The organism is Aliiroseovarius sp. (assembly GCF_965228805.1).
Lineage (GTDB): Bacteria > Pseudomonadota > Alphaproteobacteria > Rhodobacterales > Rhodobacteraceae > JASBTN01.
In genome coordinates this window covers 1,847,452-1,869,245 of sequence record NZ_CBDDIE010000003.1, presented here as the reverse complement: position 1 = coordinate 1,869,245, position 21,794 = coordinate 1,847,452, and the positions used below count along the sequence as shown (strand labels likewise).

17 protein-coding genes are annotated in these 21,794 nt (G+C 64.4%); 4 read left to right on the top strand and 13 right to left on the bottom strand.

The window, feature by feature from the left end; genetic code table 11:
• Positions 1-91 precede the first annotated feature (91 nt).
• From ACO07D_RS10385 to ACO07D_RS10370, 4 genes are all read right to left on the bottom strand, one after another.
• The gene (locus ACO07D_RS10385; RefSeq protein WP_421702867.1) at positions 92-1,015 is read right to left on the bottom strand and encodes a histone deacetylase family protein; all 924 of its coding nucleotides are present in this window, start codon (positions 1,013-1,015) and stop codon (positions 92-94) included.
• Between the two features lie 71 nt (positions 1,016-1,086).
• Positions 1,087-3,771, bottom strand: a complete 2,685-nt coding sequence (locus tag ACO07D_RS10380) for a GNAT family N-acetyltransferase (protein ID WP_421702866.1) — start codon at positions 3,769-3,771, stop codon at positions 1,087-1,089.
• A 253-nt stretch (positions 3,772-4,024) separates the two neighbouring features.
• Positions 4,025-4,411: a MerR family DNA-binding protein gene (locus tag ACO07D_RS10375; protein ID WP_421702865.1), complete on the bottom strand. Its 387-nt coding sequence runs from the start codon at positions 4,409-4,411 to the stop codon at positions 4,025-4,027.
• Positions 4,408-6,858, bottom strand: a complete 2,451-nt coding sequence (locus tag ACO07D_RS10370; protein WP_421702864.1) for a heavy metal translocating P-type ATPase — start codon at positions 6,856-6,858, stop codon at positions 4,408-4,410. The genes ACO07D_RS10375 and ACO07D_RS10370 overlap by 4 nt, the downstream gene beginning before the upstream one ends.
• Positions 6,859-6,943: 85 nt before the next feature.
• Between ACO07D_RS10370 and ACO07D_RS10365 the strand changes: the two genes are divergently transcribed.
• From ACO07D_RS10365 to ACO07D_RS10355, 3 genes are all read left to right on the top strand, one after another.
• The gene (locus ACO07D_RS10365; protein ID WP_421702863.1) at positions 6,944-7,144 is read left to right on the top strand and encodes a heavy-metal-associated domain-containing protein; all 201 of its coding nucleotides are present in this window, start codon (positions 6,944-6,946) and stop codon (positions 7,142-7,144) included.
• A 117-nt stretch (positions 7,145-7,261) separates the two neighbouring features.
• Positions 7,262-8,320 (top strand): deoxyribose-phosphate aldolase, encoded by a 1,059-nt coding sequence (deoC, locus tag ACO07D_RS10360; protein ID WP_421702862.1) that lies wholly within the window; start codon positions 7,262-7,264, stop codon positions 8,318-8,320.
• A gap of 3 nt (positions 8,321-8,323) precedes the next feature.
• A complete protein-coding gene (locus tag ACO07D_RS10355) occupies positions 8,324-10,675 on the top strand; it encodes an aldehyde dehydrogenase family protein (protein WP_421702861.1) in 2,352 nt (783 codons plus the stop codon).
• Between the two features lie 308 nt (positions 10,676-10,983).
• Here ACO07D_RS10355 and ACO07D_RS10350 read toward each other — a convergent pair whose 3' ends face one another.
• The 8 genes from ACO07D_RS10350 to ACO07D_RS10315 all read right to left on the bottom strand — a co-directional run bounded on the left by ACO07D_RS10350 (position 10,984) and on the right by ACO07D_RS10315 (position 18,429).
• Positions 10,984-11,670: a DUF1523 family protein gene (locus tag ACO07D_RS10350; RefSeq protein ID WP_421702860.1), complete on the bottom strand. Its 687-nt coding sequence runs from the start codon at positions 11,668-11,670 to the stop codon at positions 10,984-10,986.
• 7 nt (positions 11,671-11,677) lie between these two features.
• Positions 11,678-11,953 carry a hypothetical protein gene (locus ACO07D_RS10345; RefSeq protein ID WP_421702859.1) on the bottom strand — a complete coding sequence of 92 codons (276 nt, stop codon included), beginning with the start codon at positions 11,951-11,953 and terminating at the stop codon, positions 11,678-11,680.
• Between the two features lie 2 nt (positions 11,954-11,955).
• On the bottom strand, positions 11,956-13,308 hold the full coding sequence (locus ACO07D_RS10340) for a DUF6638 family protein (RefSeq protein WP_421702858.1): 1,353 nt from the start codon (positions 13,306-13,308) through the stop codon (positions 11,956-11,958).
• 253 nt (positions 13,309-13,561) lie between these two features.
• Positions 13,562-13,891: a hypothetical protein gene (locus ACO07D_RS10335; protein ID WP_421702857.1), complete on the bottom strand. Its 330-nt coding sequence runs from the start codon at positions 13,889-13,891 to the stop codon at positions 13,562-13,564.
• The gene (locus ACO07D_RS10330; RefSeq protein WP_421702856.1) at positions 13,888-15,825 is read right to left on the bottom strand and encodes an ATP-binding protein; all 1,938 of its coding nucleotides are present in this window, start codon (positions 15,823-15,825) and stop codon (positions 13,888-13,890) included. Before ACO07D_RS10330 ends, ACO07D_RS10335 begins: the two co-directional genes overlap by 4 nt.
• A 90-nt stretch (positions 15,826-15,915) precedes the next feature.
• The gene (locus ACO07D_RS10325; RefSeq protein ID WP_421702855.1) at positions 15,916-17,055 is read right to left on the bottom strand and encodes a hypothetical protein; all 1,140 of its coding nucleotides are present in this window, start codon (positions 17,053-17,055) and stop codon (positions 15,916-15,918) included.
• A complete protein-coding gene (locus tag ACO07D_RS10320; protein WP_421702854.1) occupies positions 17,052-17,363 on the bottom strand; it encodes a hypothetical protein in 312 nt (103 codons plus the stop codon). Before ACO07D_RS10320 ends, ACO07D_RS10325 begins: the two co-directional genes overlap by 4 nt.
• Positions 17,353-18,429, bottom strand: coding sequence for a hypothetical protein (locus ACO07D_RS10315; RefSeq protein ID WP_421702853.1), 1,077 nt, complete (start codon positions 18,427-18,429; stop codon positions 17,353-17,355). The genes ACO07D_RS10320 and ACO07D_RS10315 overlap by 11 nt, the downstream gene beginning before the upstream one ends.
• Positions 18,430-18,597: 168 nt before the next feature.
• On the opposite strand from ACO07D_RS10315, the gene ACO07D_RS10310 reads away from it, so the two are divergent.
• Positions 18,598-19,869: an acetylornithine deacetylase/succinyl-diaminopimelate desuccinylase family protein gene (locus tag ACO07D_RS10310; RefSeq protein WP_421702852.1), complete on the top strand. Its 1,272-nt coding sequence runs from the start codon at positions 18,598-18,600 to the stop codon at positions 19,867-19,869.
• A gap of 484 nt (positions 19,870-20,353) precedes the next feature.
• Here ACO07D_RS10310 and ACO07D_RS10305 read toward each other — a convergent pair whose 3' ends face one another.
• Positions 20,354-21,736, bottom strand: coding sequence for a M20/M25/M40 family metallo-hydrolase (locus ACO07D_RS10305; RefSeq protein ID WP_421702851.1), 1,383 nt, complete (start codon positions 21,734-21,736; stop codon positions 20,354-20,356).
• Positions 21,737-21,794 lie beyond the last annotated feature (58 nt).

The window sequence follows — 21,794 nt, the reverse complement described above, 5'->3', positions numbered from 1 at the left end:
CGCGTTTCAATACTCGTCGCTTGGTGGCGACACGTTAACACGAGTGGGCATAGGGGATGAGTCCGGTTTTCCCCCCTCCCAAAGAGGAGGGTCAGCCTAGAAGCGTGGACAGGTGTTTCACCACGGACCGGGCCAGGGCAGCAGGCTCATAGCCGCCTTCCAGCATCGACAACACCCGGCCCTCGGCATGGGTGTTGGCGACCGTCTTCAGCTCGTCAGTGATCCATTCGTAATCGCTGTCCACCAGTTGCAACGAGGACATATCATCGGCCACATGGGCGTCGAACCCGGCCGAGATGAAGACGAATTGCGGTTTGAAATCATTCAGGTGCGGGATCCAGTGTTCCATCACCGCCTCGCGATACTCTGCCCCGCCCGCGCCGGCGGACAGGGGCACGTCGACCAGGTTGTCGGTCTCTTTCTCGTGCCCCGTGAAGGGATAGAACGGGTGCTGGAAGGACGAACAGAACAGCACGCGTTTGTCGTCCTTGAAGATCTCCTCGGTGCCATTGCCGTGGTGCACGTCGAAGTCGATGATCGCCACGCGGTCGAGCCCATGCGCCTCCATCGCGTGGGCGGCGGCGACGGCGATATTGTTGAACAGGCAAAAGCCCATCGCCTTGTCGCTTTCGGCGTGATGTCCCGGCGGACGGATCGCGCAAAAGACCGGATTGGCACGGCCCTCCATGATCAGATCGACCCCGTGTACCCCGGCGCCCGCGGCCCGTTCGGCGGCGCGCAGCGTGCCGGGCGACATCACCGTATCGCCGTCGATCTCGACCGATTTCATGTCCTGCCCCGGTGCAAGCGCATAGACCCGGTCCAGATATTCGCTCACATGCACGCGTTCCAGCTGCTCGCGGGTCACAAGCGGCGCATCGTGGTGTTGCACCACGTAATCCATGCCTGACATGATCAGTTGGTTGTTGATCGCATCAAGGCGCGCCGAGGTTTCCGGGTGCAGGGGGCCTGCGTCGTGCTCGCGGCACTCGTAATGCGAAATCATTGCCAGCATGAAAATCTCCTCCTCCGGACCGGTGCCCATGCCTGTGCCCCGGCCTGTCCTTCAATCGGTGCCCGCGCCGGTCAGAGCCAGCGTTCGACGATCACCAACTCGCGGTCGTCCGGGTCCATACGCTGGACGAAGCCCAGCTCCTTCATCAGTTTCAGCATCGGCGCGTTGTTGCGCAGCACCGTGCCCTCCATGATGTCCAGCCCGTGCTGGCGCGCCGCGTCGAACAGCGCCTTCATCAGCTTGGTGCCAATGCCCTGGTGCTGCACCTTGTCGGACACGACGATTGCAAACTCGCAGGTCTTGTCATCCGGGTTGATCACATAGCGGCAGACGCCCAGCTGGGTCCATTCGTCGGGCTCCAGCTCGGCCATGGCGACCAGCGCCATTTCGCGGCGGTAGTCGATCTGGGTGAACTGCACCAACATCTCGGGGGACAGTTCGTTCAGCGCACCCATGAAGCGGAACATCTTCGCCTCGTCCGACAGTTCGGCCACGAAGGTCTTGGTGTTTCCCGCATCCTCGGGTCGGATCGGGCGGATCACCAGCGGTGTGCCGTCGGTCAGGTGCGTTTTCCGGATCAGATGGCGCGGATAGGGATGGATCGCGACGTGGTCATAGCGCCCGTCGCGCGCGGGAGGGCGGGCGACCACCACGCGGGCATCCACCGCCAGCACCCCGTCGGGACCTGCGAACAGCGGGTTGATGTCCAGCTCCACCACCTCGGGCAATTCGCAGACCATGTCAGACACGCGCAACAGCACATTGACCACCGCCTGGCAGTCCGCCGGGTCGCGTTCGCGGAAGGCATCCAGCAAGCGCGAGACGCGGGTGCGGTTGATCAACCGGTTGGCCAGCACCTCGTTCAGGGGCGGCAGGGCCACGGCGCTGTCCTTCAGCACCTCGACCATGGTCCCGCCCGCACCGAACATGACGGTCGGGCCGAAAACCGGATCACGGGTTGCCCCGATATGCAGCTCGCGCGCGTCGCGAAGCGGCGCCATCGGTTCGACCGTTACCCCGAGGATGCGCGCCTCGGGTCGGGCGGCCTTGGCGGCTTCGGTCACCTGTTTGAAGGCCCGTTTCACATCCATCGCATCGGCGATGTTCACATGTACGCCGCCCACGTCCGACTTGTGCGAGATGTCGGGCGAGTTGATCTTGACCGCGACCGGGAAGCCCACACTTTCGGCAGCCACCAGAGCGGAGGCCGAACTGGTCGCCTCGAAGGTCGTATTGATCGGAATGTTGAAGGCGCTGAGCAGGGCTTTCGACTCCATCTCGGTCAGCACCTTGCGGCCCTCGGCCAGCACCGCCTCGATGATCATATGCGCGCCGTCCAGGTCGGGCTTGGCGTCTTCGGCCAGGGGACCCGGGATTTCCAGTGACAGGCGGCGGTTGCGATGGTGTTTGGCGAGGTAGCTGAATGCTTCCACCGCGCGTTCCGGGGTCAGGAATTCGGGCACACCCGCATCCGACAGCAGCTTGCGCCCCTCGTCCACGCGGGACTGCCCCATCCAGCAGGCGAGCACTGGTTTCTTGCGTCGCTTCGGCAGGGCACCGGCCACTGCCTTGGCCACGGCGGTGGGGTCGGTCAGCGCCTGGGGCGTCAGCAACACCAGCACCCCATCGTTATCCCGACAGTCCATCGCGGCCTTCACGGCGGCGGCGTAGGTCTCGGGCGTGGCATCGCCCAGAATATCGACCGGGTTGGCCGGGCTCCAATGGGCGGCCAGGCTCTTGCCCAGGGCCTTGGTCTGCGCCTCGCTCAGCGGCGGCAGGGTCAGCCCCAGATCCACCGCGCGGTCGGCGGCCAGCACCCCCGCGCCCCCGCCGTTCGAGATGATGGTCAGCCGGTTGCCCGTGGTCTTCTTGGTCGAGGCAAGGATTTCCGCCGCCGCAAACAGCTGCCCGAACGTATGCGCCCTGACCGCACCCGCGCGTTCCAGGGCGGCGTCGAACACCTCGTCCGAGCCGATCAGCGCGCCGGTGTGCGTGACGGCCGCCTTGGCCGAGCGGTTGTGGCGCCCCGATTTCAGCACGATCACCGGTTTCATCCGCGCCGCATGGCGCAGGGCGGACAGGAAGCGCGGCGCATGACGCACGCCTTCGACATACAGCAGGATCGCGTCCGTATGCGGGTCGGTCGCCAGGAACTGCAGCGCGTCGCCAAAGCCGATATCGGTCGAATTGCCCAAGCTCACCAGTGCCGAGAACCCCGCATTATGCGGCCCCGCCCAATCGGCAATGGCCGAGATCAGCGCAGAGGATTGCGACACCAGCGCCAGCCGCCCCTTCGGCGTCTCGCCCGACAGGAAGGTGGCGTTGAGCCCCAGCCAGGGCCGCACCATGCCGGTGCAGTTCGGTCCCAGGAAACGAATGCCCGCCCGGCGCGCGGCCGACATGACCTGCGCCTCGTAATCCTTGCCGGACCCGTCCCCGTCACCGAAACCCGAGCTCAGCACGATCACGTTCTTGATCCCGACTTCGCCACAGTCGCGAATGATCCCCGGCACGGTGCGCGCAGGCGTGGCAATCACGGCCAGGTCGATCTCGTCCGGGACGTCGGTGACTTTGGGGTAGCATTTCACGTCACCCAGGGTCTTGTGATGCGGGTTGATCGGGATGATCTGCCCCTTGAATCCACCTGTGGTGAGGTTTGTCCAGGTGGCCTCGCCCACGCTCGGCCCTTTTTCCGAGGCGCCGAACAGGGCAATGGTCGAGGGGTTGAACAACTGGTTAAGGGGACTGACGTCCATCGGATCGTTCCTTTGCGCATGGGGCCACCGCCCCGGAAAACCGGCTCCTCCGCCCCCGTGCTTTGCCACTGATTTGTCCCCGGGTCTTTGATCCCCGTCAACCTGCCGCGCAGTCATACGCGTCGGAGCCGGGAAAACCACGGCGGAAGGGCCCTGCCCGGGTCAGCGGGGCGGGGTGGCAGCCGGGCGCGGCAGGGCCTGACGATGCAAAAGGTGGGAGCTGACCCGGGCAGGGGCCCCGATCAGCATCCGGTCAGCTCTTGGCGATTCCATCCAGGATGGCACAGGTGGGCGAATGATCGCCCAGGCAGCTGTCAACCAGACTGGTCAGCGTCTCGCGCATGGTCGACAGGTCGCGGATCTTGACCTCGATCGCTTCAAGGTGGCGTGTGGCAATGTCCTTGACATCCGCCGAGGCGCGCTCGGCATTACGATAAAGCCCCAACAGGGCCCGGCAATCCTCGATCGAAAAGCCCAGCCCGCGGGCGCGCGCCAGAAAGGACAGGTGCTCCAGCTCGCCCTCCCCAAACCGGCGATACCCATTCGGGTCGCGCGGGATCTCGACCAGACCGATTTCCTCGTAATAGCGGATCGTCTTGGCCGGCAGTCCGGAACGTTGGGAAACCTCTCCGATATTCATGCGCGCGTCTTCTCCATCCAGGGTGTCACTCGTCTCAACCGCAGGGCGTTCGTCACCACCAGGACCGATGACGCCGCCATGGCTCCCGCCGCCAAAACCGGCGATAGCAAGACCCCGGATAGCGGATAAAGCACACCCGCCGCAACCGGTATCAACAGGATGTTATAGCCGAATGCCCAGCCCAGATTCTGGCGGATGTTGCGCATGACCTTCCGGCTGAGGGCGGTGGCATCGACCACGCCGCCCAGGTCGCCCGAAATCAGCACCACATCCGCCGCCTCGATGGCGACGTCCGTGCCTGTGCCAATGGCCAGACCCACGTCTGCGGCGGCCAGCGCAGGTGCATCGTTTATCCCGTCGCCGACAAAGGCCACCGGCGCCTCCTCACGCAGGGCCTCGATGGCCGCCAGCTTGTCGGCAGGCAGCAGCTCCGCCTTCACATGGTCGATGCCCAGCCGCGCCGCCACTGCCTGTGCGGTGGGCGCCGCATCGCCAGTCAACATCGCCACCTTCAGCCCCAGCGCATGCAGCGCGTCGATTGCTGCTGGCGTGCCTTCCTTGATCGGGTCGGACACCGCGATCAGCGCCGCAAACTCGCCATCCACCGCAGCAAACAGAGGCGTTTGCCCCTCGGCGGCCAACTCTGCGGCGCGCGCGGGCCAGTCGCCCAGCGCCACGCCCTTGCGGGTCATCAGACGTTCCGCGCCGACCAGCACCATATGCCCGTCCACCCGGCCCTGGACCCCGAAGCCCGGCATCGCGCGCACCGTTCCGGCGGCCGGAACGGCCAACCCGGTTGCGCGGGCCTCGATGGCCCGGGCAATCGGGTGCTCGCTGCCCGCCTCGACGGCAGCGACCAGGCGCAGAACCTCATCCGCGTCCATTCCGCCCGCCACATCGAAGGCGGTGACCGAGGGTTTGCCTTCCGTCAGCGTGCCGGTCTTGTCCAAAGCGACGATGCCCACGCCCTCCAACGCCTGCAACGCATCGCCCTTGCGAAACAGAACGCCCAATTCGGCGCCCCGCCCGGTGCCCACCATGATCGACACCGGCGTTGCCAGCCCCATGGCGCAGGGGCAGGCGATGATCAGCACCGCGACGCCCGCCACCAGCGCATGGCCCAGCGCGGGGGACGGGCCCAGCGCCAGCCAGGCCAGCACCGTGACAGTCGCAACCACCAGCACCGTCGGCACGAAGTAGAGCGTCACGCGATCCACCATCGACTGGATCGGCAGCTTGGCCCCCTGCGCCTGTTCGACCAGCGCCACAATCCGCGCCAGCACCGTGTCGCCGCCCACGGCCTCGGCCCGCATGATCAGGGCGCCGTCGCCATTGACCGTGCCGCCGACCAGGCTGTCGCCCGGCGCTTTGCGCACCGGCACCGGCTCGCCGGTCACCATGCTTTCATCCACCCAGGAGCTGCCCCTGGTCACAGCCCCATCCACCGCGATGCGTTCGCCCGGACGCAGGTGCACAAGGTCACCCGTGACCAGCTCGCCCACGGCCAATTCGACCACGGAACCGTCCCGTTCCACCCGCGCCGTGTCCGGGCGCAGCGCCATCAGCGCTTCAATCGCGGCCCCGGTACGCCCGCGCGCCCGGGCCTCCAGCCAGCGGCCGAACAGCACCAGCACCACAATCACCGCCGCCGCCTCGAAATAGACATTCGCTGCTCCCGCAGGCAGCCAGCCCGGGGCAAAGGTCGCGACAACCGAGAACCCCCAGGCCGCCGCCGTGCCCAGCGCGACCAGCGCATTCATGTCCGGCGCGCCCTTGAACAGAAGCGGCCAGCCGATCCGGTGAAACCGCCAGCCCGGCCCGACCAACACGGCGGTCGCCAACACGAACTGGATCAAATGGCTGTTGCCGGTCCCGATAACCCGCGCCACCCAGTGGTGGAATGCTGGGACCGCATGACCACCCATTTCCAGGGTAAAGACCGGCAGGGCCAGCACGGCCGCAATCAGGGTCAGCCACCCCAGCTGGCGCGCCTCCTCAGCCTTGCGGACAGAAACCGGTTCCGCCGCCTCACCTCCTGACAGAAGTGTCGCGCCATAACCCGCGCCCTCAACGGCGCGCAGCAACACCGCGGCTTGGGTGCCTTGCAACAGATCGACGTCGGCCCGTTCGGTCGCCATGTTCACCCGCGCAGCCATGACGCCGGGCACCTCGGCGACAGCGGCCTCGACCCGGCCCACACAGGCGGCACAGGTCATGCCTTCGATACGCAGCTCCACCCGGTCACTGCGCGGCGGGTAGCCTGCGGCCTCAATCGCGCGGGTCAGGTCGGCCGCGTCGGCAGGCGCGTCAAAGGAGACAGTCGCACTTTCGGCGGCCAGGTTCACCTGAGCCGAGGAGACGCCCTTCACCCCGGCCAGGGCGCGTTCCACCCGCCCCACACAAGCCGCGCAGGTCATGCCCTGCACCCCGAAAGTCACCTGTTGCATTGCGCACCATTTTCCGTTTCAAGGAAAGGATATAACCCTTCCCAGCTTGGGAAGGTCAAGAGCGTTTCGGAAGGATTTCACGCCCATGACGACCTGGACCGTACCCAGCATGCACTGCGGCAAATGCAGCGCCAAGATCGAAGCCGCGGTGACCGAGGCGGACCCCACCGCCTTCCTGGAATTCGATATGGAGGCGCGGTCCGTCGAAGTCGACAGCGTGCTGGATGCGGAGGCTCTGAAAGCCGCATTCGACAAAGCGGGATTCGAAGCCACGCAGCCGGGCTGAGGCCCCACCCTTCCCCCAAACGCACGAATTGCCCACCAAACCGGGCAAAAAGGCGCCAAATCGGCGCCAATCTCTCACTTTTGACCAAACGGTAAATCTTGCCAATCCTTTCCGCCCATGCGACCTTGGGCCGGACTGTCAAAATCCGAGGGATCCCCCGTGCAGACCGACACCACCCCCACCGCCGCAGCGGCAAAGAGTGCATCCGGCACCGCCCAACTGCCGCAGGTGACCGAACCGCGCAACCCGGGCATGGCGCTTGACATGGACTGGGTGCGCGCCGTGCAGGCCAATACTTCGGCCATCGAACGGCGCTGCAAGACCCTGCCCGGGCGCCGCTCGGTCAAGAAAAGCCACCAGGCCGCCTGGCTTTTGAAGGCGATCACCTGCATCGACCTGACCACCCTGGCCGGTGACGACACGGCCGGCCGGGTGCGGCGCCTCTGCGCCAAGGCCGCCCAGCCGGTGCGCCCGGACATCCTGGACACGCTTGGCGTCGAGGCCATTACCACCGGCGCAGTCTGTGTCTATCACGACATGATCGAACCCGCCGTCGACGCGCTGAAGGGCACCGGCATTCCTGTGGCCGCCGTCTCGACCGGCTTCCCGGCGGGCCTGTCCCCCTTCCACCTGCGGCTCGAGGAAATCCGCGAAAGCGTGAAGGCCGGCGCCCATGAGATCGACATCGTGATCTCCCGCCGCCACGTGCTGACCGGCGACTGGCAGGCGCTTTATGACGAGATGAAGGCCTTCCGCGAGGCCTGTGGCGAGGCGCATGTCAAGGCGATCCTGGCCACCGGCGAACTGGGCAGCCTGCGCAATGTCGCCCGCGCCAGCCTGGTTTGCATGATGGCCGGCGCCGATTTCATCAAGACCTCGACCGGCAAGGAAAGCGTGAACGCCACCCTGCCCGTCAGCCTCACCATGATCCGCGCGATCCGCGACTATCATGAACGCACCGGGTATCGCGTTGGTTACAAGCCCGCGGGCGGGATTTCCAAGGCCAAGGACGCGATCACCTACCTCGCCCTGATGAAGGACGAGCTGGGCGACCGCTGGCTGCAACCGGACCTGTTCCGCTTCGGCGCCTCGTCGCTGCTGGGCGATATCGAACGCCAGCTGGAACACCATGTCACCGGCCAGTATTCGGCCTCCTACCGTCATCCCATGGGGTAAGCCATGACCGTCAAAGAAATCTTCGAAACCATGGATTACGGCCCGGCCCCGGAAAGCGCGGGCGAGGCGATGGCCTGGCTGGACGGCGCGGGCCGCGCCTTCGGGTCGTTCATCGACGGCAAGATGGGCGCGATGGGTAACAGCTTCGAGGCCAAGAACCCCGCCACCGGTGAGGTACTGGCCCATCTGACCCAAGCCACGCCGGATGATGTGGACGCCGCCGTCACCGCCGCACGCCGCGCCTTCGGCCCCTGGTCGAAACGCCCGGGGCATGAGCGCGCGAAATACCTCTATGCGCTCGCCCGCCTGGTGCAGAAACACGCGCGTCTTTTCGCGGTGCTGGAGACGCTCGACAACGGCAAGCCGATCCGCGAAAGCCGCGATATCGACATCCCCCTGGTCGCGCGCCATTTCTATTACCACGCGGGCATGGCCCAGCTGATGGATGCCGAGCTGCCCGATCGCGAGGCCCTGGGCGTCTGCGGCCAGATCATCCCGTGGAACTTCCCGCTGCTGATGCTGGCCTGGAAGGTCGCGCCTGCGATTGCCATGGGCAACACGGTGGTGCTGAAACCCGCCGAATACACCTCGCTAACCGCGCTCTTTTTCGCGCAGATCTGCCAGGAGGCCGGCCTGCCCAAGGGCGTCGTCAACATCGTCACCGGCGACGGCCGCGTGGGCGAGGCGATTTGCAGCCACGACGACGTGGACAAGATCGCCTTTACAGGCTCGACCGAGGTGGGCCGCCTGATCCGCCGCGCCACAGCCGGGTCAGGCAAGGCGCTGACCTTGGAACTTGGCGGCAAGTCGCCCTATATCGTCTTCGACGATGCCGATCTGGACAGCGCCGTTGAAGGACTGGTCGATGCGATCTGGTTTAACCAGGGCCAGGTCTGTTGCGCCGGTTCGCGACTGTTGGTGCAGGAAGGCGTCGCCGACCGTTTCCACGCCAAGCTGCGCGCCCGGATGGAAGGGCTGCGCGTCGGCAACCCGCTCGACAAGGTAATCGACGTGGGTGCGCTGGTGGACCCGGTGCAGCTCCAGACCGTGACCTCGCTGGTCGACAGCGCGGCAGGCGAAGGCGACGTGTTCCGCGCACCTTGCGAGCTGCCGGAAAACGGCTGTTTCTATCCGCCCACCCTGATCACGGGGCTGAGCCAGGCCTCGACCCTGATGCAGGAGGAAATCTTCGGCCCCGTGCTGGTCTCGACCACCTTCCGCACGCCCTCCGAGGCGGTCGCGGTGGCCAACAATACCCGCTACGGGCTGGCAGCCTCGGTCTGGTCCGAAAACGTGAACCTGGCGCTGGATATCGCGCCGAAACTGGTCGCGGGCGTGGTCTGGGTCAACGGCACCAACATGTTCGACGCCGCCGCAGGCTTTGGCGGTGTGCGTGAAAGCGGCTTTGGCCGCGAGGGCGGCTGGGAGGGGCTGCAGGCCTATACCAAACCCCGTGCGAAGCCCGTCGCGCTGAAGCCCATCGCCGCCGTGGCTGCGCCGAAAGACGCCAAGGTCGACGCGCTGGACCGCACCGCCAAATTCTTCGTCGGCGGCAAGCAGGCGCGGCCTGACGGTGGCTATTCGCAGCCGGTCTGGTCGCCCAAGGGCGTGTTGCTGGGGCACGTGGGGCTGGCCAACCGCAAGGACATCCGCAACGCGGTCGAGGCCGCCCATGCGGCCAAGTCCTGGTCCGGCACCACCGCCCATCTGCGCGCGCAGATCTTGTACTATATCGCCGAGAACCTCTCGGCCCGTGCCGAGGAATTTGCCCAGCGCATCAACCAGATGACCGGCAAACGAAACGGCGCGCGCGAAGTCGAGGCCGCCGTGTCTCGCCTGTTCAGCTACGGTGCCTGGGCGGACAAGTTCGATGGCGCGGCGAAGCCCGTGCCCCTGCGCGGCGTGGCCCTCGCCATGAACGAACCCGTGGGCGTGATCGGCGCTTTCTGCCCGGATGAGACGCCGCTTCTGGGCCTCGTGTCGCTGGTGGCGCCCGCAATCGCCATGGGCAACCGCGTGGTCGCCGTTGCCTCGGAACCCTACCCGCTGGCCGCCACCGATTTCTATCAGGTGCTGGAGACCTCGGACGTGCCGGGTGGCGTGGTGAACATCCTGACCGGGGCGCACGCGGAACTGGCGGGCACACTTGCCGGGCACCTCGACGTGGACGCGGTCTGGAGCCACTCCGGCGCGGATATCTCGGCCCTGATCGAGGAAGCCTCAGCGGGCAATGTCAAACGCACCTGGGTGAACAATGCCAAGGGCCGCGACTGGTACGGGGTGGCAGGCGAAGGGCGCGAGTTCCTGGCCCAGGCCACCGAGGTCAAGACCGTCTGGGTGCCATACGGCGAATAGGCCCTTCCCAGGGGTTGCGCTACCGCGTCAAGCGCCTTCGGCGCTCTCCCCGGCATCGCCGGGGGGCGCCTCGCCTGCGGCTCGGCGCGGCAAGGGGCAAGCGGTGAGGCCCATGGACAGGACCCGCCCGGCGCGAGCGTTCAGCGATATGAGGCCTTCGGCGAGGATATTTCTGGAAAGATGAAAGGCGCAGGGGGGTCACCTCCTGCGCCTTTTGCTGGTCCACCCCGGGCAGCGCGGCGGGGTGGGTGGCCACGCCTCCTGCCACGCTCGCGACGCCTGCCAGGGTGGGAGCCGCGTTGCCCGGCTCAGCGTTTCGGCTTCGACCGCCAGGTGCCCAGCCAGCGCGAGAACCGCCCCTTGGCCTCTTCCGTGCGGGCATCGACCCGTTCCCAGGCCTCGCCTGCTTCGTTCAGCGCCGGATCGATCGAACGTTCGCGGAACTGGCGCCACATGGCGCGGATGAACAACAGGCCGACAATCAGGAAGGTGAAGAAGAAGATATTGAACCATGGGATGATACGCACATCAGGGCTTTCAACCGGACGGATCGCCACCGCATTCGGGAACGCCGAGACCAGAACATTGCGCCAGCCATAGTGGGTCATTACTGCCCATTTCGGCTGTTCGGGTGGAGAGCGCAAGTCGTCCGCCTGCGTCTGCAGGTTGGCAGTATCGAACTTGAAGTAGGGCGGCCAGGACCAGCCGGTATCCTCGTTGCGGAATACCATTTCTTCCTCGGTATCGGTGGAGATGAAGCCCAGCAGATAGGTCTTGCGCCGTATCGTCTGGATGAACTGCACATCCCGGTTTATCAGTTCCGCCGATTGATCGTCCGGCTTGGCCCAGAAAATCCGGGTCCAATCATTCAGATCCTGCCTCTCCTGATAGGTGTTCACCACCCGCACGATGTCATGCTGCGGCAGGGTGTAATGCAGCACCAGAAACAGGAAGATGCCGATCGTACCACGCAGAATCCATTTCACGTAAGCCATTTCAACCTCAGACAAAATTGATCAGATAGAGCAGAAGCGCCCCGGCCAGCAGCGGCACCACATAGACCAGAAGGATCAGCTTGGGGCGGATGCCGGCGTTGTATTCGGCCATACCGGCCTCCACAAATGCGTCCCGCTCGGCGCTTTCCGTGTCGCCTGGATGGTCCTCCGCCCATTGGTTCTCCAACTTCTCGCGCCGCACCGAACGGGAGTAGATGCTGACGGCGAAATAGACCACGGTGAGCCCGATGAAGCCGAATACCAGCAGTCGCACAAGTCCCATGCCTACCTCCTCCTGATCGCGCCCCAGGGGCCGACCAGGTCGACCAGATCCGGTTTGCGGCTTGGCGGGGGCGGCGCCTGCACGGCCACTTCCCGCCCGCCGAACAGCGCCTCGCGCGCGCCGGCCTTGTTGGCCATATAGTCACGATAAAGGAACTCCGCCACATATTCCTTCTTGCGCTCGGGCCAGCGCGCATAGGCCTGATAAAACGCCTGTTTATGGCAGATGAAGAGCTGGCGGAAGTCCTTTGCGGCGAGCTCTGCCAGCAGCTGGTTGATCAGGTCCCGATCCGGGTGATCGGGCCGCGCGCGCAGGGTGTAGAAATAGGCCGGATGGCGCGAGGTGATGCGCGGCCACTTGCCGTTGTTCTCGGCCCAGCGCACCAGGGCGGCCAGCGCCTGGAATTCCTCGGGCAGGTCCGATCCCATGCGATGGGCCAGCTGGCGCAGCTCGCGCGCCGACATGGCGCCCATGTCCTCACCCTTGGAGGCCGCTGCATCCACCAGGATGAAATCCATCTTCTGGCGCAGGATCGTCGCGCCGTTTACACCGCGCGCCTTGATCACCGGTTCGACCAGCCCGTTCACCTCCAGGAAGGTCGCAATCCCGTTGGGTTCATTGCGGGTAAAGACGTCGCCCACCGGCAGCTTTTCGACCGGCTTTTCCCCCATCGCGATCACCGCCGGGTGTTCCACGTCCCGGAACACATAAAGCCCGCCGAAATGGTCGGTCCAGAAGTTGTCCTGCTCGTATTCCGCGCGGCCGAGGTCAATCGGCGTGCGCGTCACGTCGCCAGTCTGTTTGGCAAGCCCGATCATCTCGGCGATCAGCACGTCGTCGAACCAGGCGTCCGGTTCGGCCTGGAACGCGTCAATCTTGTCCGCCAGCAGCCGTGCATTGGCGACATGAGCCTGGGTCGTGTCGGCCTCCACCACGATCTTGCGAATGTCGAAGAGTTTCGCGGGGGTCGACACCTCATAGACCGAGTTCATCAGCTCACCCGCCACCGCATCATGGGCCGTGAGCGCAAAGAGCTTCGCCTCGTTATCCTCGATGAACTGGCGCAGGATCCCGCGCGAGGTCGAGAACTTGGCATTCAGCAGCGGCGCCCGGCGTTGGTCCGTGGTCAGGATGATGAACTGCCTGTTGCAGCCGTTCGGGTTCAGATAGAGGTCATCGCCCAGCTCATCCCCGATCTCGGGCGAGTAGCCGGAGATGTCGATGTGGAAGTCGGGCAGCTGCGTGCGCTTGCCGGTCAGCCCTTCCAGCGCCCGGTTATAGCGCTCGATCAGAGCCGGGCTGTCCACCCGGATCAGATTGCCGAACATCAGGCCACGTTGGATGAGGCGTTTCATAGAGTTATCTCCCGCCCTGGGTTAAACGCTGAGGCGCAGCCGCGACGCGCCCGACCCTGGGTGGGCGCTGTCGCAACGATACAATGAGGCAAACGGATAGCCCCACCCGAAACCTGAGTTCGTGCCGAAACACCGGAAATGCGCCCTCCCGTGGGGAGGGTCGGGCGCGTCGCGGCTGCGCCGCTCCGGACACACATCTCCACATGCGCTCGATTGGCATAACGCCGAACATTTTGCGTTTGTGAGAGTTTCATCACCAGCCCTTTTTCATCTGACGAAACCAGACACCCACCGCGCCAACGATCAAAGCAGCCCAATAGGTCGAAGTGCCGACAACGCTAGCTTGGATCAGCGCACTCAACGCGGCATCGATGTTGGTTCCGTAAGCCGCACCGATACCGGGGAAAACCAACTCTTCCACCAACAAGAGCCCCATGCCAACAGCAAACGGACCCAAGATGCCGGCTAACAGCAAAACCGCCCAGCTTCCGCGCGACTTCAGTGCAATCACAATCCCAATCGCGATCAGAGCAAACAGCCCGATTGCTGCGATCACCGGATCGGGTTGAATGGTGTTCGTCACCCTTTCCCCTCCAGATACCGCCGCTTCGCCTCCTCCTGACGGCCAAAGTCGCGCACCATCGCCTCGATCGCGGCCTCATCCGACTTGTCGGCATAGCGGAACTCGCTGTCGGCGTAGCGGTTGATCTCCTGGATCACCATGTCCACGGTGATCGGCTGGCGCAGCTCCTCGATCATGGCGCGTTTGGTGTCGTAGTCCTTGAACAGGAACAGCTCGGGGTTCTCCATCCATTCGTCCGGCAGCTCGAAATCCATCGCGCGGACCTTGATCGCGTCGGTGATGTTCTTGATCGCACGCCCGGTAAAACGCTCGTCCGCCTCCTGGATGCCTTTCAGGTAGGTGCCCAGTTTCGCAATCGTATCGAGCTTGCCGATGTCCCTGGACACCCGTTCGTAGACCCGCACCAGACCGTCCTCATGCGGGCGGTTGTGGCTGTCGAAACTGGCCGCAACAGCCTTCTTGATCTCCTGCGCCGCAAACGGTTCGAAGTCGCCCAGAGGGATCGAATGGTTCTTGCCCATCAGCAGGTTCAGGATGTCCACATAGTCGTCCCGCGTCTGCGGCCCGTCCACCAGGAAGCGCGCACCGGCGCGCTGGCGCAAAGCGTCGTCCACGTTCTCGGGGTAGTTCGAGAACATGCCGAAGGTGCAGTTCCCACGCACCACGGTGCCCGCGCCGGCAAAGCTATCCATCAGCACGGCGGTGATCTCCAGCTGGCCCGCGCTGGACTGCCGATCCCCCCGTTTCCCCGCAAGCTGATCGATATCGTCAATCGTGCCGAAGCCGATCACATTCGGATCAATCACGTTATTGATGAAGGCCTTGGCGTTCTGCGCCGACTTGCCCTGATAGCTGTCGATGCTCTCCGTCGACAGGTTCTGATAGCGGAACGGATAGCCCGCGACCTGGCAATAATCGTTGATCAACCCGGCCATCATCTGGATCAGCGTCGTCTTGCCCGTGCCCGGCTTGCCGTCGCCCATGAAGGTAAAGATGAAGCCACCCAGTTCCGCAAACGGGTTCAGCTTGCGGTCGAAGTCATAGGCCATCAGCATCTTGCTGAGCTTCATCGCCTGGTACTTGGCGATGTGGTTGCCGACCACCTCGTTGGGCTTCTTGAAGCTCATGGTGATCTTGGAACCCTTGGCGGCACGAGCCGGGGTAAAGCCCGCAATGGTCAGATCATCAGCCTCGACCCGGAAGTTGTTCCCCGTGAAAGGCTCCAGCCGCGGGGCAGTCTGGGCGCGCAGACTGACCTTCTCCATCAGCTGTTCAGCATAGGCCATGACGGTGGGCACCAGCTTGTCCTCGCTGTCGGCAAAGGTGGCCAGTTCCTGGTCCAGCTCCCACAGCGCGCCGTGCAGGGCGAGCCCTGCATTGTCGGTCAGTACCTCCTCGACCGCGCCGATTTCCACCGAGGTCTCGGAGGCATGGGCGGCCAGCAGATAGGCGGTGGCATTGGCGAAAACCGACAGGGTGACAAGGCTTTCGGCGGCCAGCAGCTCGGTGAACTCCGCCGAGCGATCTGCGCCGAGAGCGCCTTCCAGGTTGGCCTTCTTCAAGCCCACCAAGCCGGTCTGCCCGGCGTATCCCTCGCCCATCGCCAGCGCAATCGAGATTGCCCGGCGCAGCGCATGCAGCACGGTCGCCTGCACCGGGCTGACCAGCGGGTCACCCTCATCCGCGCCTTCGATCCGATCGACCAGCCGCACGCCCTCAGGCCGCGCCGTCGAGCGTGTCACCAAGCCCGGCGTGGTCGAGCGGAACCGCCGCCGCGTGCCGATGCCCGGGGACCGTTCCGGCGCCGTGACCTGCACCTTCGGCTTGGCAATGCGCGGGGTATGATCCACCCCCTCCAACATCGTCGCCGCCGCCGCGTAATGCGCGCGGATTTCCTCTTCGCGAAGCTCCATCTGGTCGGCTGGCATACTCATCTCAAAACCCTGCTTTCATCTTTCTTCAAATATCCCGGGGGTTTGGTCGCGCCAGAGGCGCGCAATGGGCCGTCGCTGGCCCCCAATACCTCACCGATAACTCAACACCCGCCCGCCCGGGCTGACCACGAACTTGCGCACGTCGCGGAACCCCGGTGGGTTCTTTTCCGCCAGAACCTGATAGGGCCGCTGCGGCAGGATGATGGACCGTTCCATCCGCGTGGCCCCGGTGTCCGCGCCGCGCCCCGCGAAGGGATCCAGCGCGAAGACCTCGCGTTCGACCGAGCTGAACCAACCGGATTTCTCCATCTCCACCCGCTCGCTTTCCAGCTCCTCGACGGTCCAGGCCAGGGCCCAATCCTCGCCAGGCGGAGATTTCGCCTGTTCCAGAACCTCACGCAAAGGCCCGGTCTGGCGCGTGAATGTGTGCGAATACATCGGGCCGACATGGATGCGTTTCAGCGACTTGGGGTGCAGATCATCGAAGTCGCGGTCGAACCCGCTGGCGATGGTCACCAGTTTCAGCCCGGCCATGGCCTGGGCCATCAGATGGGACTGCGCCTGCGGCCAGCGGCGTTCATCCTTGGGCAGGGCCACGCGGCCGGTGTCCTCAACCTCCATCAGATAGAGCGTCGGGATGTTCTGCCCGCTGTCATAGACCGCCCAATGCACCAGGTAGCGACGCCGCGCGTCCCGGCCCTGGTGGCCGTTGTTACCCAGCCAGATCACGTCCGGATGGTTCTGCGGCCAGAACAGCTCGCCCTTTTGCAGCTCTTCGTAATAGAGCCGTTGCGACAGCGCATATTGCAGCTTGGTCGGGATCTTCAGCTCACCGACGATGGTCTGCACCATCTGCGATTTCAGCTCGGCGGCGGAGGGCATGCCGGCCAGGTGCTTGTCCGCCTGGGCCGCGTCGGCGGCCATCTGCAACAGCTCCGCATGGACCGGAAAGCCGCTTTCATGCCGATCGAAAGTCAGGGCGCCGTGGCCCTCGCCGCGTCCGGACCAGAAATGCTTGTTGGCCAGCGCGCGGAAGGTAAAGCCGAGCCCGACCAGGTAGCGCGCCAGCACCTCGACCTCTTCGCGGCCCATGCGTCCCTCGGCCTCCATCTGCCCGGCGACACGGGCCAAATGCCCGGTAATACGCGCAAATTTCGAAAAATAGCGCCGCGTGACCATGGTGTCGGAGAGGGACTGGTGGTCTTGGGTGAGGGTGTCGGTTTCGGTCATGTCTTCCACTTGAATTCGTACCAGCCCTTAAGGCCGTGCGCCCAATTCGACAGGCCAGGCACCCAGAAACTGAAAAAATACAGCACCCTGTCCGCCTGCCAGATCACCGGAACCACGGAAGCCGCCAGGAACAGGCTGAAAATGGCGCCGACGCCAAAGCCAAGAGCTCCGACAACCAGAACCAATAGGAACCCCAGTGGCAAGCCAACGCCCAGAGCCCACATTTCCAGCAAGTCCCGGCGCGTCATGCGCGCCGGAAACAGCAGGCGCAGGAAAGACCCGAAGGGCGGTTTGGGATCACCCCCCATAGAGGTTCTTGTCATGTTTCTCGACAATCGCCTGGAAGCGGCGGGCGAAGCGTTCGTCGGCCTTGGCCTTGGCCTCCAGCACGTCGCGGGCGAAGACCATGTGGTCCTCATGCGCCTCCAGCATGTCGGCCATCTTCTGGTTGGTCGCCGTGCCGATCGCGGCCATGGCGGCCTGGGCTTCCTTGTCGGTCTCGACCCCGATCTCGTTGATCCGGTGGGCGATGTCCTGCTGCTGCGCAGTTTTCAGCGACTTGGACAGGGCGTCATAGAGCACGACCCTCTGCTTGGTGTCCGTTTGCAACTTGTTGATCAGCACCATCTGCGTGGCGGCCTGGTTCTGCAGGCTGTCGACCCAAGTCTTGCCCTTTTCGATATAGCGCTCAAGGGTTTGGCTGTTGGCCAGCTTGACCTGTTCCTGCTGCACCATGTCATTGTACTTGGCATTCAGCTCGGCCAGCTCGGTCTCCAGCTTGGTGCGCGCGGCGGCGTCCTGTTCGACGCTGATCTTGTTTTCCAGCTCGATGATCTTCGGGTCCATGCCCAGGATGTCAGCGCGCAGGGTTTCCAACTCGCCCACCACGACTTCACGTTCATCCAACGTTGTCGCGAGGTTCGCGCCGACGCTTTCCTTCTGCTCGTTGAGCATTTCCAGCTGCCCTTCCAGCAGCTTCACGATCGTATCCGACTGGCCGATCAGCTCCTGCAACTTGTCGTCGATGCTGGCCGTGCGCATGCGCTCCTGACGCATCGATTCCGACTTGGCTTTCGAGAAGATGCCAACAAAGCTCTCCCACCCGGTTTTCGACCGCATCTCGTCGAAATCCTTGGAAAACCCGGCAGTTACGTCATCCAGCCCCATGATCAGTTCGGCGATATTGGCGTTCATCGCATCGGTGTGGGCGTGCACGTCTTCCAGCGTCGCGTTTTCGATGTCGATGCTGGCATCCGTGCCCGAGGCCATCTTCTGACGCGCGGTTTCGATCCGGGTGGTCAGCTCGGAAATCTTGGCCTGCGCCTCGGCCACCTGGCTCTGGCTTTCACGGATCTGGGTATCGAAATCGGACATGGCGCTCCCTCGGAAGTAAATAGGTGTAACATTCAGTTGGGAAGAGGTTAGCGCGATTTGAAGAGGCAAGACAGTCGGTTTTCCCGGAAAGCGTACGATTTTATGGCACATTTTCAGGGGATACAGCCTTGCGTTGCGCGGGGGGCAAAAGCCTCCTACCCTGCCGCCATGACCGATGCTTTGCTGACCGAAATCGCTGCCCGTCGCGACGACCTGATCCGCCTGACGCAAGACCTTATCCGCATCCCCACACTGAACCCGCCGGGACGCGAGTATCGCACCATCTGTTCCTTCATCGCCGAGCGGATGGGGCAGCAGGGGTGGGAAGTGGAAATGATCCGGGCGGAGGGCACGCCGGGAGACAGCACGGACTATCCGCGCTGGAATGTCATCTGCCGCCACAAGGGGCTAAGTGCCGGAGATTGCGTGCATTTCAACTCCCACCATGATGTGGTGGAGGTCGGCCACGGCTGGACCCGCGACCCGTTTGGCGGGGAACTTGACGACGGGAAAATCTATGGCCGCGGGGCCTGCGACATGAAGGGTGGGCTGGCCGCGTCGATCATTGCCGCCGAAGCCTTCGTCGCGCTGCACCCGGACCATCAGGGCACGGTCGAAATTTCAGCCACCGCCGACGAGGAAACCGGCGGCTATGGCGGGGTCGCTTACCTGGCCGAACAGGGCTACTTCAATCCCGACCGCGTGCAGCACGTCATCATCCCTGAGCCCTTGAATAAAAACAGAATTTGCCTGGGGCACCGGGGCGTTTGGTGGGCCGTGATCGAGACCAAGGGGCGCATTGCCCATGGGTCGATGCCCTTCCTGGGGGACAGTGCAATCCGGCATATGGGGGCGGTGCTGGAAGAGATGGAACGCTACCTGTATCCGCTCCTGGCTTCGAAGCGGACCGAGATGCCAGTGGTGCCGGAAGGGGCCAAGCAATCGACGCTGAACGTCAACTCGATCCATGGCGGAGAAGCCGAGCAAGGTACTGATTTCACTGGATTTCCTGCGCCCTGCGTGGCAGATCGCTGCCGCATCGTGATCGACCGCCGCTTCCTGATCGAAGAGGACATCGCGGAAGTGAAGGCGGAAGTGCATGGGATGATGCAGAAGATAGAGGCGGAGCGTCCGAATTTCGAGTATGAAATCAATGAGATGCACGAAGTCATTCCGACCATGACCGACCGCGAGGCGCCCGTGGTTTCCGCCACCGCCGCAGCGATCGAACAGGTGCTGGGCACGCCAGCGGAATATGTCGTGAGTCCAGGGACTTACGACCAGAAACACATCGACCGGATCGGGCGGCTGAAGAACTGCATCGCCTATGGGCCGGGCATTCTGGATCTGGCGCATCAGCCGGATGAATGGGTGGGTGTGCAGGACATGGAGGACAGCGCGGGGGTCATGGCGCTGGTTCTGAAAGACCTGCTTGTTTAAAGTCTTTAATGGCCTCAAGGCCGGAACTTTAACGTTTCGGGGGGGACCGGAAGGTGAACTTTAACGTCTTTAAACCCACACAAAGGGACGCCCATGTCCTGGGAAAAGCTCGACGGATTTCATGACAGTGCGTTGCGGGGAGGCCGAATTCGACCCGACCGGACCCACCCTCTCCCTGCGCTTCGTCCGTGAAAATGGGGCGCAGAGATCCCTGTGCATTAACCAAGTCCTGCAACTGCGCGCGGAGGGGTTACGAACCCTGAATGTCACCAACCGACTCACGCTGTGGGTCCGAGGCACCGGACGAGGCGCCGAGCTGGGTCTATGGCCTGGCGGAAGGCGGCAGTATCGCGATGGGGCGACACGCTGGCGGCGCATTTGCGTCCCCTACGGGACGGGAAGACGAAAATGCTCTGGCTGGACCCCAGCTGGGGCGCGGAACTGGGCGTGCATTTCGTCGGAGACCTTGACCGGCTCTGACCCCCTACTCCTCCCCTGCCTTTACCGACAGATCCCGCCAGATCCCGGTCATCATTGCCAGCCCCTCGCGGGCAGTGGATTTCAGCAGGTGTTCGTCGGGGGCATGTTGGCAACAGGAGTTGTAGCTGTGCGGCAGCCAGAGGGTCTCAAGCCCGAGGACCTTGGTGAAGATGTCATTGGGCAGGGAGCCGCCGCTGCTGGGCAGGACCTGCAGCTTTTTGCCAAGGCTGCGCTGGACGGAGCCGACCGCCCAGGCCACCCAGGGCGTGTCGGGGGAGAGGCAGGTGGCGGGGAAATCCTCGTTGCCGGGATCCTGGGTGATCCGGACCATCTCAAATCCCTGCGCGTCGAGGTGGCGGCGCAGCGCGGGCAGGATGTCGTATTGGTCGATGCTGGCCGGGAAGCGGATGCCGCAGTGGGCTTTCGATCCGGGCTGCACCGCGTTGACCGGGTTGGCGGCGTTGCCGTGGTCAAAGGCGAGCACGGCGAAGCTGGGCCAGAGGGCGGTTTTCTCCCACTGGGTCAGGCCGGGTTCGCCCCAGTCCGGGTCGGGGCGGTCGGGGCCGGTGCCCGCGTCGAAGGGACAGCCGTCAAGCGCGCGGCGCATGGCGGGGTCGAGGGTTTCGGGGCGCCATTCGGGCACGTTCAACCGGCCTTCGCGGGTCGAGATACAGGCGATGGCGTGGGACAGGATCACCGCCGGATCGGCGATGAAGCCGCCCCAGGTGCCGGAGTGGTGGGCCTCCTCTCGCAGGGAGATCTCGAGGGTAAAGTTCATGACGCCGCGATGGCCCAAGCACAGCGTCGGCACCTCGGGCGCCACGCGGGGGCCGTCGGAGGCGATGAGCACATCGGCAGACAGGAGGTCGGGGTTGGCCGTAGCGAATTCACGTAGGCCGATGGAGCCGACCTCTTCCGAGGTTTCGATCAGGAATTTGACGTTGTAGCCGAGGCGGCCATCTTGCGCGGTCAGGACGGATTTCAGGGCGAGCAGATTGATCAGGTGCTGCCCCTTGTTGTCCGCCGTGCCGCGCCCGAAGAAGCGGTCACCGGCGTCCTCCAGTTGGTAGGGATCGCGGCCCTCGGCCCAGGCGCCTTGCATGCCGGGCACCACGTCGCCGTGGCCGTAGGTCAAGACGGTGGGCAGGGCGGGATCCTCGATCCGGGAAGCGAGCAGGATCGGGCCGCCATCGGGCTTGGGGTTGTCATGGATCGCGACGGTGAAACCCATGTCGCGAAACAGGGGGCTGAGCGCCTCGTCCAGGTAGGCGCGCAGGACCGGGTGTTTGGCCGGGTCCTGGCTTTCGGTCGGGTAGCTGACGAGCCGCGCCAGATGGGTCGCGAAGGTGTCGAGCGTGGGTGTGGGTACGTCCTGTTTGACCTGCATGGCCTCTGCCTCCCTGTCCTGCCCGGTCAGGGAAGGCGTGAGCAGGCGGATCCGTCAA